The following is a 13,898-nucleotide window of genomic DNA, read 5'->3' on the forward strand; positions in this document are numbered from 1 at the left end:
TCGCTCAGGGGGAGTTGAGCGTCACGAGGTGTTCGCCGTCCGCCGTGCGTACCTCGAAGCCGCGGATCTCGTCGGTCCGCATCGACGACCCGCCCTGCATGGTGATGGCGGCCTCGTTGTGCGCGGGCTCCATCCAGCTCGTCACCGACTGCTCCGAGCCGTCCTTGCCGATCGCGACGAGCTCGCAGGAACGGGGACCCTTGGCGTCCTTGACCTCGACCTCGATGTCGCTGCCCCAGAGCCGTTCCCGGGTGGTCACCTGGGCCCACACCCCGGTCTCCGCGTCGGTCCTGGCCATCTGGCTCGACGGCGGGCCGTCCGCGACGACCCTGTCCCCGGGGGAGTCGTCGCCGGCCATGAGCGCGAGCGCCGGTCCGCCCGCCGCGAGGACCACGGAGGCGGCCAGGGCGAACAGGAAGCGCCGGCGTCCGGCCCGGTTGCGGGTGGCGACCTCGCCGAGCAGCCGGTCGAGCAGTCGCGGCCCGGGGGCGGCGAAGGGGTGGACGCTGCGCGGCGTCGACCGCCGGTACAGCATCAACTGCCGTGTGGCGGGGCGGTACTCGCTGACGAACGCCGTGCACTGAGCGCACTCCACGAGGTGGTCCTCGAAGCGGAAGGCTTCCGCCTCGCCGAGCACGCCGAGCGCATAGGCGCCGACGTCGCGATGCCGTTCCAGGGACCTCATACCGAATACCGAATCCTCGTGGCGTTGGTGCGGACTGTGAGTGGTGTTGCTGTTGCCCACGGGTACGCAGCAGACCGTCGAATCACTCAAGACTCGTCAGGAATCGGGGTGAAGACATTCGGAGCGGGGGCGCTCGCGGATTGGTGCGAGCCCCGGAAAATGTCCCGGGACCGGTCGCGGCCGCCGCCGGAAGCCGTTCCGGCGCGGTCACGGCCGTCGTCAGAAGAGGTGGATGGCCAGGTGCCCGAGCGGCAGCCCCAGCCGCCAGGCCGCCGTCCACACCTGGGGACCGTCGTCCTCACCGGGCACGGAGCCGCCGCCGGGCACCGCGTCGAGGTCCGGAGCGAGGAGCTCCGTCTCCTCCAGCCACCGCCAGGCCGCGGACGCCAGCTCCAGATCGGGATCGGGCGCGGCGCATCCGGTGGCCTCGGCCGCGCGCAGCTCCAGGTGCTCGCGCACCCAGGCGTGCCAGGGCTGGTCGTACGCGGTCAGCGAAAGCCAGGTCTCGAGCTGGGTGATGACCCGGATCCCGGAGAGTTCGCCGCCGCTGTCGGACAGGAAGATCGTCAGCGCGAGGGCGTCGCGCCCGGCACGGAACTCGAAGGAGGTGGGCGGCATCAGGTCGCCCGTCCGCAGCAGTTCGTCCGCGATGTACTCGGCGTACAACCAGGCCATGGGGACGGTGAGTTCGCCCCCGCCGGTGCCGTCCGTGCTCTCTTGACCTCTGTGCAGCATCCCTTCCTGCCTTCCTCCGGTGCGTGCGCGTCGCCCGACCCCGGGCCCCAGTCCGGAACACGGATGAGGCAAGCTGATTGCTCAACCATGGTCCTCAGCAAGGCGCTTTACGGAGGTTTGACTAAGCCTTCGGTTTCACCGCAGGTCGGCCGCATATCCGGGAAGAACCCGGCGCAGGGCGCGCAGCGCGTAGTAAGCGCGGGATTTCACCGTACCGGGTGGAATGCCCAGCGCCGCGGCGGCCTCCGCCACACTGGCCCCCTGGAAGTACACCAGCACCAGGACTTCGCGGTGTTCGGGAGTGAGAGTCTTCACAGCCTCCCGCACATCGAGCGTCGCCGTCGACCGTTCGGCGTGATCGGCGCAGATCCGCGCGTTGTCGAGGACGTGGTCGCCGACCTCCGGGGGCCGGGCCTGACGGGCCCGCCGCGCGTCGATGGCCAGCCGCCGTCCCACGGTCAGCAGCCAGGGCCGTACGGAGTCGAAGTCGTTCGCACGCAGGGCCTCGGGATGCTGCCAGGCGCGTACGAACGTCTCCTGCACCAGGTCCTCCGCACGCTGGCGGTCGCCGTCGGACAGCCGCAGCAGCAGCGCGAACAGGGGGCGGCCGTGGTCGCGTTGCAGCGCGGCCAGTTCGTGCTCGGCGGTCGTCCCGGGGGTGATGGTGGTGGTTCCGGCCGTCATGGCGTGTATGTCAGCGCCCCGCGCCCCGCGCGGACAGACCGGGAACACGGTCGTGCGGTGGACGGTCGAAGCGCTCGGCGAACGGTGCGCCGAACGGTCGGCCGAGGTGGAGCGCCGCGTTCCGGGGCCGCCGTGTTCGTACCGCTGTTCGTCCGGCGGTCAGGTCGGCGAACGCCGGACGGGTGACCCGCTGGGGTGTCTCCTTGACTGGCGGCGGCCCGTGTACGTGGATGCGTATCTATGGGTAGGTAAATACGACCGCATGGGGCCCGGCATGATCACACGCGCGCGACAGATCAACCTGGCCCTCGCGGCCGCCCTCATCGCGGCCGCGGTGACCAGCCAGGCCCACGTCACGGCCACCCGCCACCGCGACGGCCGGCCCGGTCCCGCCGCTGCCGCCCGCGGCTTCACCCTCGTCGCGGGCGGTGACGTCCTGCCGGACAGCTCGGTCCTCGAACGGGCCGGCTCCGACGCGGGAGGGGCCGGATACGACTTCCGGCCGATGCTCGCGGGCGTCCGGCCCGTGGTCTCCCGCGCCGATCTGGCGATCTGTCAGCTGCGGACCGTGTACGACACCGACGGCGCCCCCACCGGCACGTACGCCTTCAAGACCCCTCCCCAGGTGGCCGAGGGGCTCGCCGCCACCGGCTACGACTCCTGCTCCACCGCCTCGAGCCACACCCTCGACGACGGCGCCGACGGCGTCCGGCGCACCCTGGACGCGCTGGACCACGCGGGCCTGCGGCACGCCGGATCGGCTCGCTCCGCCCAGGAGGCGAACAAGGTCACGCTGATGAAGGCGGGCGGGGCCCGCGTCGCCCACCTCGCCTACACGGACGACACCGACGGCCTCCCGCTCCCGCAGGGACAGCCCTGGGCGGTCGGCCTGATCGACCCCGCCCGGATCGTCGCGGACGCCCGCGCCGCCCGGAAGGCGGGCGCCGACGTGGTCGTCGTCTCCCTCGACTGGGGCACCGAGTGGCAGGACGGGCCCGACGAGCGCCAACTGACCCTGAGCAGGCGACTGACCGCCTCCCGCACCGGCGGGCGGCCCGACATCGACCTGATCCTCGGCACCCACTCCCACGTCCCGCAGGCGTACGAGAAGGTCAACGGCACCTGGGTCGTCTACGGCACGGGCGACCAGATCGCCGGCGAGATGTACGACGACCGCGGCGTCCAGGACCCGCGCGGCAACCAGAGCACCCTCGGCCGCTTCACCTTCTCCCCGCCCACGCGGCCCGCCGGGCGGTGGGAGGTGACGAAGGCCGAGTTCGTCCCGCTGGCCTTCGACCTCGACGCCGGCCGGGTCGTCGACCTCGACGCGGCGCTGGAACAGGGCGCCGCCGTCGGCGCCGTACGCGACCGGATCCGCGACGTCGTCCTCGGCAGGGGCGCGGGCCGCGCCGGCCTCGTCATGGCCGAATGACCCGCGCCGGGACCGACCGGAACGGGACTCAGTGGAACGGGACCGACCGGAATGAGACCGACCGGAACGGGACCGACGAGAACCGGGACGACCGCGACGGTCCCGATCGGAACGGGACCGACAGGCACCCCCCGGCACCCGCTACGGCACGACCGTGACCGGCCAGCGGCCCGCCTTCACCAGCCGGATCGCCACCGAACCGATGATCCGGTGCCCCGACTGCTCGGAGGCCCCGACCACCACGGCGTCCGCCTTCAGCTCGTCCGCGGCGGTGACCAGACCGTTGTAGGGGTCACCGCGGAAGGTGTGGAACTCCCAGCGCACATCGAATATGTCCTTCACCCGCTCGGCGGCGTCGCGGATGTACTGCACCAGATCCTCGGCGATCTCGTCGGTCGTGTCCGCCACCGGCACCCCGAGCGCCGCCCCCGCCGCCATCACCGGCTTGACGTAGACCACGGCCAGCAGTGCCCGCTGCCGCCGGGCCAGACCACCGGCGTACGCCGCCGCGCGCAACGAGGAGTCGGAGCCGTCCACCCCGACGACGATGACCTTGGGACCGTCCGTCCCGCGCTCGAACCGATGCGCGTGCTGCTCTTCCGTCACGGCTGCGAGGCTATCGGAACCCCCGCGTCCCCCGCCCCGGGGGAGCGGCCGGGATCCGCTCGACGGGCGGGGCGCCGCCGATCTTCCTACAGTCGGAACCATGAGTGCCACCGTGGAGGCCCGCCCCCCGAAGACCGCCGGCGGCCGGCCACGGCCGCCCCGGAGCGGCTTCCTGAGCAAGGTGCCCGAAGGCTTCGCGGCCTTCTTCGTCGCCATCGGCCTGCTCTGCACCCTGCTCGCCTTCATCCCCCCGCTCCGCAGGCTCCTGCGCCCGGTCGTGCGGTTCCTCGACCTTCTGATCATCCCGGTCAGCGCCAACCTCGCGTACGCCGTCTTCCTCTTCCTGCTCGCCGCCGCGACGGCCGCCCGCAAGAAGATCGCCTGGTGGCTCGTGGTCGTCTACCTCGGCCTGCTCGTCCTGACCGACGCCCTCGGGATCCTCGCCGGCCTGTACGCCGCATCGATCCCCTCACTGATCGTCTGCGGGCTCCTCCTCGCCCTGCTCATCGTGGCCCGCCGGGAGTTCTACGCCGACTCGCGGCGCGCCGCCGTACGACGCGCCCTGCTCGTCCTGGTCGCCGGCCTCGTCGTCGCGATCCTGCTGGGCTGGGGCCTGGTCGCGCTGTTCCCCGGCACCCTGACGGAGAGCCAGCGGCTGCTGTGGGCCGCCAACCGGGTCTGCGGCGGACTCGTCTCCGCGCGCTCCTTCGACGGCCGTCCGCCGCGCTGGCTGTTCTTCGTGCTCGGCCTGTTCGGCGCGCTGGCCCTGCTCAACGCGGCCGCCACGCTCTTCCGCTCCCAGCGTCTGGTCGCGGCCCTGCACGGCGACGAGGAGGCCCGGATCCGCGCCCTGCTCCAGGCGTACGGCGGCGGCGACTCCCTCGGCTACTTCGCCACCCGCCGCGACAAGGCCGTCGTCTTCTCGCCCAGCGGCAAGGCGGCCGTCACCTACCGCGTCGAGGCCGGGGTGTGCCTCGCCAGCGGCGACCCCGTCGGCGACCGGGAGGCCTGGCCGCACGCGATCGCCGCCTGGCTGGACATCGCCCGCCGCTACGCCTGGGCACCGGCCGCGATGGGCGCCTCCGAGGAGGGCGCCAAGGCGTTCGCGCGCGCCGGGCTCGGTGCGCTCCAGCTCGGCGACGAGGCGATCCTGCAGATCGCCGGCTTCGACCTGTCCGGCCGCGACATGCGCGTCACCCGGCAGGCCGTCAACCGCGTCAAACGCTCCGGCGCCACCTGCCGGGTCCGCCGGCACTCCACCCTGTCCGACAGCGAGATGGAGGAGATCGTCAGCCGGGCGGACGCCTGGCGCGACACCGAGACCGAGCGCGGTTTCTCGATGGCCCTCGACCGGCTCGGCGACCCCGAGGACGGAGACTGCCTGCTCGTCGAGGCGATGGGGTCCGACGGCAAGCTCCTGGCGCTGCTGTCCTTCGTGCCCTGGGGCCGCGACGGCATCTCCCTCGACCTCATGCGCCGCGACCGCAGCGCGCCCAACGGCGTCATGGAGTTCATGGTCGCGGAGGTGTGCGCGGTCGCCGGCAAGTTCGGGGTCCGGCGCATCTCCCTCAACTTCGCCGTGTTCCGCTCCGTCTTCGAGGAGGGCGCCCGCATCGGCGCCGGACCGGTGCTCCGGCTCTGGCGCAGGCTGCTGCTGTTCTTCTCCCGCTGGTGGCAGCTCGAGGCCCTGTACCGCTCCAACGCGAAGTACCACCCGGAGTGGTACCCGCGCTTCATCTGCTACGGCGACACCGGCGCCCTCGCCCGCATCGGCATGGCCTCCGCGATCGCCGAGGGCTTCGTCTCCGTACCCTCGCTGCGCAGTCTGTGGGGCAAGGGACACCCCAGGGGCGGACCCGCGCCCGCCACGACCGCGGGACTGCCGTCGCTGGCCGCCCTCGGCCTCGACGCGGACGGCGGGGCCGCGGCCGACGATCCCACCACCGGCCTGCCCGACCAGGTCCGCGTGCGGCACCGCAAACTCGACCGGCTGCGCGCCGAGGGCACCGACCCCTACCCGGTCGGCATCCCGCCGCGCACCCATGTGCTGGCCGACGTCCGCGGCGGGGAGGACGTGACCGTCGCCGGACGCGTGATGCTCGTACGCGACTTCGGCGGCATCCTCTTCGCCGTGCTGCGCGACTGGTCGGGCGACCTCCAGATCGCCCTCACCCGGGACGGGGCCGGTCCCGCGCTCGACCGCTTCCGGCAGGTGATCGACATCGGCGACCACATCAGCGCCGACGGGCTCGCGGGCGCCAGCGACACCGGCGAACCCACGGTCTTCGTCACCTCCTGGCAGCTCACCGCCAAGTGCCTGCACCCGCTGCCCGACAAGCGCAAGGGCCTCGCCGACCCCGAGGCCAAGGTCCGCCGCCGCTATCTCGACCTGGTGTCCAGCCCCGCCGCCCGCGAGGTCGTACGCGCCCGCTCCACGGCCGTCCAGGCGCTGCGCCAGGGACTGCTCGACCGTGGCTACCTGGAGGTCGAGACCCCGATGCTCCAGCAGATCCACGGCGGAGCCAACGCCCGGCCCTTCACCACCCACATCAACGCCTACGACCTGAACCTCTATCTGCGCATCGCGCCCGAGCTCTACCTCAAGCGGCTGTGCGTCGGCGGCATGGAGAAGGTCTTCGAGCTGGGCCGTACCTTCCGCAACGAGGGTGTCTCCTACAAGCACAACCCCGAGTTCACGATGCTGGAGGCGTACCAGGCGTTCGCCGACTACGACGTGATGCTCGACCTCGTCCGCGAGCTGATCCAGGGCGCCGCGACCGCCGCGTTCGGCACACCGATCGCCCGCAAGGACGGTGTCGAGTACGACATCTCCGGGGAGTGGCCGGTCAAGACGGTGTACGGCGCGGTCTCCGAGGCGCTGGGCGACGAGATCGACGCCGACACGACCCTGGAGAGGCTGCTGCGGCTGTGCGACCGCGCGGGGGTGCCGTACACGGCGGACGACGGACGCGGTGACGTCGTGCTGGAGATGTACGAACGTCTGGTCGAGGAGAAGACCGGGCTCCCCACGTTCTACAAGGACTTCCCGACCGACGTCTCCCCGCTCACCCGGCAGCACCGCACCGACCCGCGGCTCGCCGAACGCTGGGACCTCGTCGCCTTCGGCACGGAACTTGGCACCGCCTACTCGGAGTTGACCGACCCGGTCGAACAGCGCCGGCGGCTCACCGCGCAGTCCCTGCTGGCCGCCGGGGGAGACCCCGAGGCGATGGAGCTCGACGAGGACTTCCTGGACGCGCTGGAGTACGCCATGCCGCCCACCGGCGGACTCGGCATCGGCGTCGACCGGCTCGTCATGTTCCTCACGGGTCTGACGATCCGTGAGACGCTGCCGTTCCCGCTGGTCCGCCGCCGCTGAATGGGCCGGGCGGGTGCATTCACGGGGCCCCACCGGTGTTGCTCGGCGTGGTGGGCCCTCCGCCGGGTGACTGATTGGTCATGAAAAAGGATGAGCTGATTACCCGGCGCCGGGCGTTGATCGCCGGCGCCGCTGTCCTGGGGGCGGCCGGAGCGGCGGGCACGGCCCATGTCCTGACCTCCGGTCGGGCCGCGGAGCCGGCGGGCGGTCTGCCGCTCTCCGGCGCGCAGGCGAACCGGGCCCTCAAGCCCTCCGCCTACCGCCTCCAGCCGCTCGCCGGGTACGGCCCGCCGCTGCACGGCCCGCAGCTACGGACCCTCGTCCGGCACGAGCCCTTCATGCGCGTGTCCGGCCCGGGCCGGACCTTGGTGCTGACCTTCGACGACGGCCCGGACCCGACGTACACCCCGGAGATCCTGCGGACCCTGCGCGCCTACGACGTGCACGCCATGTTCTTCGTGTGCGGGCAGATGGCCGCCGAGAACAAGGACCTGCTGGGCGAGATGGCCGACGACGGACACCTCGTCGGCAACCACACCTGGAGCCATCCGCTGCTGACCAAGCTCTCGCGCTCGGCGATCCGCTCCGAGATCGAGCGCACCAGCGAGGTCATCGACGAGGCCTACGGCGAGCCGCCGACCTGGTTCCGCGCGCCGTACGGGGAGTGGAACCGGGCGACCTACCAGATCGGCGCCGAACTCGGCATGGAGCCGATGGCCTGGACCATCGACACGAACGACTGGGCGAGGCCCGGGACCCGCGCGATCGTCGGCACGATCCAGAAGCAGGCCGCCCCCGGTGTCGTCGTGCTCTCCCACGACGCGGGCGGCGACCGCTCGCAGAGCGTGCAGGCGCTGCGCACCTATCTCCCGCGCCTGCTGGACGCCGGCTACCACATCACGGTGCCGCGCCGGAGAGACGCCTAGAACCGAAAGAGCCCCGCGCGCCGTGTGTCGCGGGGCTTTCGGCCGGACCGGCCGGCGGGAGGAACGACGCCCCGCCGACCGACTTTTCGCGGACCCGGTCCGCAAAGGCTCAGCGCACCTCGGAAAGGCGCGCGAAGACGACCACGTTCCCGTCGTAGCCGTGCTGCTTGGAGAATCCGCCCCCGCACGTGATGACGCGCAATTCGGGAGTTCCCTTGCTGTTGTAGACACGGTCGCCGGGGAAATTGCTCTTCGCGAAGACCTCGATGCCGTAGATCTCGAACACCGCGGTCTTCCCGTCCTTGCGCAGGACCTCGACCTTGTTCCCCTTCTTGAGTGCCCCGAGCCCGTAGAAGACGGCGGGACCCTGCATGTTGTCGACATGGCCCACGACCACGGCCGTGCCCTTCTCGCCGGGCGAGACCGCGCCGGTGAACCAGCCGGCGAGATTCGGGTCGTCGGGCGGCGGCGCGTCGACCCAGCCGTCCACGTCCAGGCCCACCGGCATCACCGGGGCGTCGACACGGATCGCCGGGATCCGCACCCGGTCGGCCACGGAGTACGGCAGCGCGGCGGGAGTCTTCGAGAACGTACCGCCCGGCGTGCGGGTGTCCGCCGCGGCCGCCGAGGCCGGCTGCGGGGGCCCCACGTCGAACTCGCCGGAACCGTTCCGAATGAGTGCGAGGCCGGTCAGCAGAACAAGCGCTATGACGCCCCAAGGAGCGCGCTTCCTCCGCCGCTCCTCCTCTTCGGCCAACTCGTCGGACGCAGACATTCGCAATCCCCTCTCGACGCGGCCGTCGCCTCGTCATCCGCGCATATGAGCACGCTAATGGCAGCCAGGCCGCCCGGCGACGGGGCACGGGCGAACGGGTGGCCGGGGGAATGCCTCGTGCGCCATCCGAGTTGCCGTGACCAGGAATTTTCTGACAGTCCGTGACCTGCGGCAATATCCGATTGTGTGGAATTCCTTCGGCGTGTCCTCTCACCAGGACGGACCATTCCCGAAATGCGGCCCCGCGCACGGCATCTGAGGGTCTGACTGGGAGGCGCTTTCTCGCCGATCCACCGGGGACGGTTCCCGGGGCGCCCCCGCGGAGGATCACATGCGTACAACTCGTGCCCTGGCGGTGTCCGCCGCCGCGGTCGCCGCCGTGGGGCTCGCCGCCCCGATGGCCGCGGCGTGGAACACGCCGAGCAACATCGTCGCGCAGCCCAGCGTCATCGCCCGGGGCGGCCAGCTCGCCGTGACGGTCGACGGGTGCCCGAGGGGAGGCACGATGACCTCTCCCGCGTTCCGTCAGGCGAGACTCTCGCCGCTCCTGGGCAGCCGCACCGAGGCGTCCAGCGGTACGGCCACCATCAACCAGGACGCCGCCCCCGGCTCGTACGACATCACCGTCAACTGCGACGGGACGGGCCCGCTGACCCGCCCGGCCGCCTTCACCGTCATCGGCGGTGTGCGCGGTGGTCTCGGCGGCAGCAGCACCACCGGTGCCACGCCCACCGACATGGCGATCGGCGGTGGTCTGGTGGCCGCGGCGGCCGTCGGCGGCGGGGTGTTCTGGATGCGGCGGAGGTCGGAGCGGCACATCTGACCGTTCCGCCGGTGAGCGGCCGGTCCCGCCCCCTTCGGAGGCCGGCCCCCGCCGCGCGGAGTCGCACGTGACAGCCCTTCGCTCCGGACCCGCCCGACCGGGTCCGGGGTGAAGGGCTGTGCCGCTGTGTCAGGTCTCGTCGGAGGAGGTGCGCCGGCGGGACAGGTACCAGGCCGCGCCGACCGAACCGGCGATGAGCGCCGTGCCCAGCCCGATCTGCTTCAGGTCGAAACCGCCGGCACTGCCGCCGACACCGGCCCGCACGCCCCGCTGCAGGGGCACCGGGGTCGGCGTGACCGGCCGGCGGCCGGCGATGGTGAGACCGGTGCTGCCGCTCGCCCCGCCGCACGAGAACGTCACGTCGTACACGGCCCCGGGCCTGGCGTCCCAGTCGACCGTCGCGCTGGCCGAGGACTGCCCCGGCGGGATGCTGACGGTGTCGAAGACTCCGGAGGTGACCGTGGCGGTCCCCCGGCACTGGCCGTCCCGCTTCAGGAGCAGCGACACCTGGCCGCCCGCCGCGACGGTCGAGGGCTGCACGCTGAAGGCGAACGGGGTGATCGGGGTGAGTCCGTGGTCCCCGTCACCGGCGAGCGCGACGGGAGCGGCGAAGGTCAGGGCGGTCACGCCCAGCAGTGCGGCCGAAGCGACGCGTATCGCGCGCATGGTGAGCCTCCAGGTCCCCGAGGAGCCTTGCTGCGGACCTTTTCCGCCTGCGCCAGAAATGCACCTCGATGATCGGAACGCTAGGAAAGGCCGAACAAGGACGCGATCCCAGTAGCGCGAACGGGGCAATTGTGTGGGCCGTCCGGGGGACGGGGTGCGTGCGGACGGGGGACGCGCACGGCGTGGCGCCCGTCCCCCGCCCGCGGAGAGCCCCCGCGGAGAGCCCCCGGGGCGCGCGTCACCCGGGAAGCTGCGGGAACAGCGCCGTGAAGGGCTCCGCCGACGCCGTGATCCCGCGGCTGTAGGGCGCGTCGAAGTCCCAGATCAGGAAGAGCAGGAACGCGATCAGGGCGGAGAACAGCCCGGCCAGGATCAGTTCCCGCGCGGTGCGCCTGATCTGGAGCGCGAAGATCATCCCCACCGTGACCACGGCACCGGTGATCAGCCCGAACCACACCACCCCCGGCATGGTCGCCCCGGTCGAGTCGGCGCGGGCGCCGCGCGCGGTGTCGGCCGCGGTCACCTGGTCGAGGAGCGGCTGGTAGGCCTGCGCCTCGAAGTCCGACTTCGGCTGGTAATCGGTGACGTCGTGCCGGACCCGGTCGAGGAGCCGTCCGCCCTCGTTGGTCACCCGGCCCTGTTCGGCCATGGCCTTCCACTCGGTGGTGACCACGTAGTGGACGTAGGTGTCGACGTCGCCGCGGATCCGGTCGCGGACGTCGGGCGGATAGACCCGGACCCGTTCGGAGATCTCGTGCAGGGCCTGAGCCTCCGTCTGCACCTGGCTCTGGGCGCCGCCGCGGGCCTCCCAGACACCGGCGATGGCCAGTCCGAGGACGATGGCGTACACCACGCCGATCATCATCGTCATGTACTCGATGACGTCCGGCGTCTCGGTGGGGTCCTCGTCCTCACGGGCCCTGCGATGACGCAGGAGCGTCACGACGAGGACCACGAGGCACGCGGCCGCCATCGCGAGGGCGAGAACAAGCCAATCCGACACAGTGTGCCTCCTGGGGTCAGCGCGGGCGCAGCGCCGCGACGGCGAGCACCGCGGGCGCGGTGATGAGCAGGGTGAACGAGACCAGCGAGGGGCCGCCGCGGGGCGCGTGCTTGTGCGCCGGCGCGTGGTACGCCGGATAGCTGACCGGGACCGGCGGCGGAGCGGGACGCGCACGCGGTGTCGGGGTGGGCCTGGGCGCGGGTCTCGGTGCCACGACCGGAGCCGGCGGCGGGGGCGGGGGCTCCGGTCTCGGCTTCGGTTTCGGCGCCGGCGGAGGAGGCGGTGGAGGTGCGGGCTTCGGCGCGTGGGTGGGCGGAGGCGGTGGCGCCGGCTCGGGTGTCGGCTCGGGCCTGGGTGTCGGCTTCGGCGGGGGAGGGGGCGGCGTGGGCGTGGGCGTCGGCGGGCAGGGCGGGGTGGGCGACGGGGGCGGGCACTGGATCGGGTGTCCGGCGACGGCGACCGCCCCGTCGCCCGCCACGGCCACCGCTCCGTCGCCCGTTCCGTCGCCCGCCACGGCCACCGCGGTGATCCCGTCGCCGTCCGGACCGGCCGAGGCGTAGGCGCAGGCGTCGGCCGCGGCCGTTCCGCTCGGCGCGCCGACGAGGAGCCAGGTGAGCGCCGTCAGCGCCAGTACCCGTATGACGAGGGCGGATCGGGTCCGCTGGGGTGCGTGCACGACGGAGATCATGGGGCGCGAGGGGCCCGGCCACGTCGAACTGTCCTGGAATGGCCACGAATTGGGTACCTCGGGCCCCCGGCGGCTTGACGCCTGGGGCCGGAAAGCGCCGCCATCGTTCGAACGTGTGAGCGATGCGCGTCGAACGCGGCACAGTCTTCCGAAAGAAATTTGAGGCCCCTTTGAACGCTCCTGCACCTCCCGCCCGTACCTAGGGCCATGCGCGGCGCTGCAGGGCGCTGCAACACTTATGCGAACAGCGGGAGTTACCAATGAAGACCTCCTGGCGGAGCGCCTCACTCGTAGCGTCAGCTGCGGCCGTGCTGGCGCTCACGACGGCGTGTGGTCAGGAAAATGGCACTGCGACGGGTGCCCAGAACGTTGGTGCCACCGCGCAGGCGGGGGGTTACGGGACCAGCACCACCGCCGGTGCGGGCAACGGTTACGGAGCCGACTCCGACGCGAGCGCCGCCGCCAAGCCGGAAGCCGCGGGCGCGCTCTCCGTGGACGAGAGCGCGAAGCTCGGCAAGGTGCTGACCGACGGTGCCGGATTCACCCTCTACCGCTTCGACAAGGACACGGCCGAGCCGCCGAAGTCGAGTTGTGACGGAGACTGCGCGAAGGCCTGGCCGCCGGTGCCCGCCGAGGGTGCCGAGGCCACCACCGGTGTCGACAAGGCGCTGCTCGGCGAGGTCACCAGGACCGACGGCACCAAGCAGCTCACCATAGGCGGCTGGCCCATGTACCGGTACGCCAAGGACACCAAGGCCGGTGACACCAACGGGCAGAACGTGGGCGGCACTTGGTTCGTCTCGGCGCCCGACGGCAAGAAGGCCACGCTGGCCTCCCTGCCCGGCCTGTCGGTCCGCAAGGACCCGAAGCTCGGCGACATCGTCGTCGACAAGAACGGCATGACCGTCTACCGCTTCATGAAGGACCAGGCCTGGCCCGTCTCCAAGTCGGCCTGCACGGGCGCCTGCCTGGAGAAGTGGCCCGCGGTCGCCCCGGTCGACGAGGCCGACACCAAGGGCGTCAAGAAGAAGGGCCTGATGCCCTTCACGCGCCCCGACGGTGTGAAGCAGATGACGGTCAACTGCTGGCCGATCTACACCTTCTCCGGTGACAGCGCTCCCGGTGACACCAACGGTCAGGGAGTGGGCGGCACGTGGTACGCCGTCTCGCCCGACGGAAAGCCGGTCGGCGCCGCCAAGTAGGGCCTCGACACCCCACGGTCGACCGCCCCGCCCGAACGCGCCGCCAAGGGTCCGCCCCCTCCGCCGGAGGGGGCGGACCCTTGTGCGCTCCCTCCGGCGGACTTTCACGTTCCGGCGGCGAAGCTTTCCGGCCGTCGCCGGAACGTGAAAGATCCGGCTGCCGGCCCGGATGTGAAAGAACGTCACGGCCCGGCGGGAGACTTGACCACGCTTCGTGACTCCGCGGAGCTTTTTGGAATGCTTCGGAGGGATTTCGCGTGGGCGGTGCGTGGCGTGCGCGGTATACGTTCGCAG

General features: G+C 72.0%; 13 protein-coding genes. 5 read left to right on the top strand and 8 right to left on the bottom strand.

The annotated features are described in order from the left end of the window. Window positions 1–4: 4 nt before the first annotated feature. From ACIQ7M_RS22635 to ACIQ7M_RS22645, 3 genes are all read right to left on the bottom strand, one after another. Window positions 5–685: an anti-sigma factor family protein gene (locus tag ACIQ7M_RS22635; protein WP_389840209.1), complete on the bottom strand. Its 681-nt coding sequence runs from the start codon at window positions 683–685 to the stop codon at window positions 5–7. Between the two features lie 219 nt (window positions 686–904). Continuing rightward, window positions 905–1,420, bottom strand: coding sequence for a hypothetical protein (locus tag ACIQ7M_RS22640; protein ID WP_386984797.1), 516 nt, complete (start codon window positions 1,418–1,420; stop codon window positions 905–907). Window positions 1,421–1,555: 135 nt separating this feature from the next. Next, window positions 1,556–2,104 (bottom strand): sigma-70 family RNA polymerase sigma factor, encoded by a 549-nt coding sequence (locus ACIQ7M_RS22645; protein WP_403647068.1) that lies wholly within the window; start codon window positions 2,102–2,104, stop codon window positions 1,556–1,558. A gap of 274 nt (window positions 2,105–2,378) precedes the next feature. Between ACIQ7M_RS22645 and ACIQ7M_RS22650 the strand changes: the two genes are divergently transcribed. Next, entirely contained in the window at window positions 2,379–3,536 is a 1,158-nt protein-coding gene (locus ACIQ7M_RS22650) for a CapA family protein (RefSeq protein ID WP_403647071.1), read from the top strand. 141 nt (window positions 3,537–3,677) lie between these two features. On the opposite strand, the gene ACIQ7M_RS22655 is transcribed toward ACIQ7M_RS22650, so the two are convergent. Next, window positions 3,678–4,142 (bottom strand): universal stress protein, encoded by a 465-nt coding sequence (locus ACIQ7M_RS22655; protein WP_386984793.1) that lies wholly within the window; start codon window positions 4,140–4,142, stop codon window positions 3,678–3,680. Window positions 4,143–4,242: 100 nt separating this feature from the next. Here ACIQ7M_RS22655 and lysX point away from each other — a divergent pair, with 100 nt between their 5' ends. After that, a complete protein-coding gene (gene lysX / locus ACIQ7M_RS22660; RefSeq protein WP_386984791.1) occupies window positions 4,243–7,521 on the top strand; it encodes a bifunctional lysylphosphatidylglycerol synthetase/lysine--tRNA ligase LysX in 3,279 nt (1,092 codons plus the stop codon). A gap of 80 nt (window positions 7,522–7,601) precedes the next feature. Continuing rightward, entirely contained in the window at window positions 7,602–8,447 is an 846-nt protein-coding gene (locus ACIQ7M_RS22665; RefSeq protein WP_403647076.1) for a polysaccharide deacetylase family protein, read from the top strand. A 109-nt stretch (window positions 8,448–8,556) separates the two neighbouring features. On the opposite strand, the gene ACIQ7M_RS22670 is transcribed toward ACIQ7M_RS22665, so the two are convergent. Next, complete coding sequence (locus tag ACIQ7M_RS22670) at window positions 8,557–9,222, bottom strand: class F sortase (protein WP_386984787.1); 666 nt, start codon at window positions 9,220–9,222, stop codon at window positions 8,557–8,559. Window positions 9,223–9,553: 331 nt separating this feature from the next. Between ACIQ7M_RS22670 and ACIQ7M_RS22675 the strand changes: the two genes are divergently transcribed. Beyond that, window positions 9,554–10,045: a hypothetical protein gene (locus ACIQ7M_RS22675; protein WP_386984785.1), complete on the top strand. Its 492-nt coding sequence runs from the start codon at window positions 9,554–9,556 to the stop codon at window positions 10,043–10,045. A 129-nt stretch (window positions 10,046–10,174) separates the two neighbouring features. On the opposite strand, the gene ACIQ7M_RS22680 is transcribed toward ACIQ7M_RS22675, so the two are convergent. From ACIQ7M_RS22680 to ACIQ7M_RS22690, 3 genes are all read right to left on the bottom strand, one after another. After that, window positions 10,175–10,711 carry a hypothetical protein gene (locus ACIQ7M_RS22680; protein ID WP_389840198.1) on the bottom strand — a complete coding sequence of 179 codons (537 nt, stop codon included), beginning with the start codon at window positions 10,709–10,711 and terminating at the stop codon, window positions 10,175–10,177. Window positions 10,712–10,949: 238 nt separating this feature from the next. Further along, complete coding sequence (locus tag ACIQ7M_RS22685; protein WP_403647081.1) at window positions 10,950–11,714, bottom strand: hypothetical protein; 765 nt, start codon at window positions 11,712–11,714, stop codon at window positions 10,950–10,952. Window positions 11,715–11,730: 16 nt separating this feature from the next. Continuing rightward, window positions 11,731–12,390 carry a hypothetical protein gene (locus ACIQ7M_RS22690; protein ID WP_403647084.1) on the bottom strand — a complete coding sequence of 220 codons (660 nt, stop codon included), beginning with the start codon at window positions 12,388–12,390 and terminating at the stop codon, window positions 11,731–11,733. A 272-nt stretch (window positions 12,391–12,662) separates the two neighbouring features. Here ACIQ7M_RS22690 and ACIQ7M_RS22695 point away from each other — a divergent pair, with 272 nt between their 5' ends. After that, on the top strand, window positions 12,663–13,604 hold the full coding sequence (locus ACIQ7M_RS22695; RefSeq protein WP_386984777.1) for an SCO0930 family lipoprotein: 942 nt from the start codon (window positions 12,663–12,665) through the stop codon (window positions 13,602–13,604). Window positions 13,605–13,898 lie beyond the last annotated feature (294 nt).

Source organism: Streptomyces sp. NPDC096324, from assembly GCF_044763015.1.
GTDB lineage: Bacteria > Actinomycetota > Actinomycetes > Streptomycetales > Streptomycetaceae > Streptomyces.

Excerpts from the sequence above, each read along its gene's own strand:
- ACIQ7M_RS22640 (WP_386984797.1), bottom strand. The coding sequence starts at position 1,420 with ATGCTGCACAGAGGTCAAGAGAGCACGGACGGCACCGGCGGGGGCGAA.
- ACIQ7M_RS22635 (WP_389840209.1), bottom strand. The coding sequence starts at position 685 with ATGAGGTCCCTGGAACGGCATCGCGACGTCGGCGCCTATGCGCTCGGC.
- lysX (WP_386984791.1), top strand. The coding sequence starts at position 4,243 with ATGAGTGCCACCGTGGAGGCCCGCCCCCCGAAGACCGCCGGCGGCCGG.
- ACIQ7M_RS22670 (WP_386984787.1), bottom strand. The coding sequence starts at position 9,222 with ATGTCTGCGTCCGACGAGTTGGCCGAAGAGGAGGAGCGGCGGAGGAAG.
- ACIQ7M_RS22680 (WP_389840198.1), bottom strand. The coding sequence starts at position 10,711 with ATGCGCGCGATACGCGTCGCTTCGGCCGCACTGCTGGGCGTGACCGCC.
- ACIQ7M_RS22665 (WP_403647076.1), top strand. The coding sequence starts at position 7,602 with ATGAAAAAGGATGAGCTGATTACCCGGCGCCGGGCGTTGATCGCCGGC.
- ACIQ7M_RS22645 (WP_403647068.1), bottom strand. The coding sequence starts at position 2,104 with ATGACGGCCGGAACCACCACCATCACCCCCGGGACGACCGCCGAGCAC.
- ACIQ7M_RS22695 (WP_386984777.1), top strand. The coding sequence starts at position 12,663 with ATGAAGACCTCCTGGCGGAGCGCCTCACTCGTAGCGTCAGCTGCGGCC.
- ACIQ7M_RS22650 (WP_403647071.1), top strand. The coding sequence starts at position 2,379 with ATGATCACACGCGCGCGACAGATCAACCTGGCCCTCGCGGCCGCCCTC.
- ACIQ7M_RS22675 (WP_386984785.1), top strand. The coding sequence starts at position 9,554 with ATGCGTACAACTCGTGCCCTGGCGGTGTCCGCCGCCGCGGTCGCCGCC.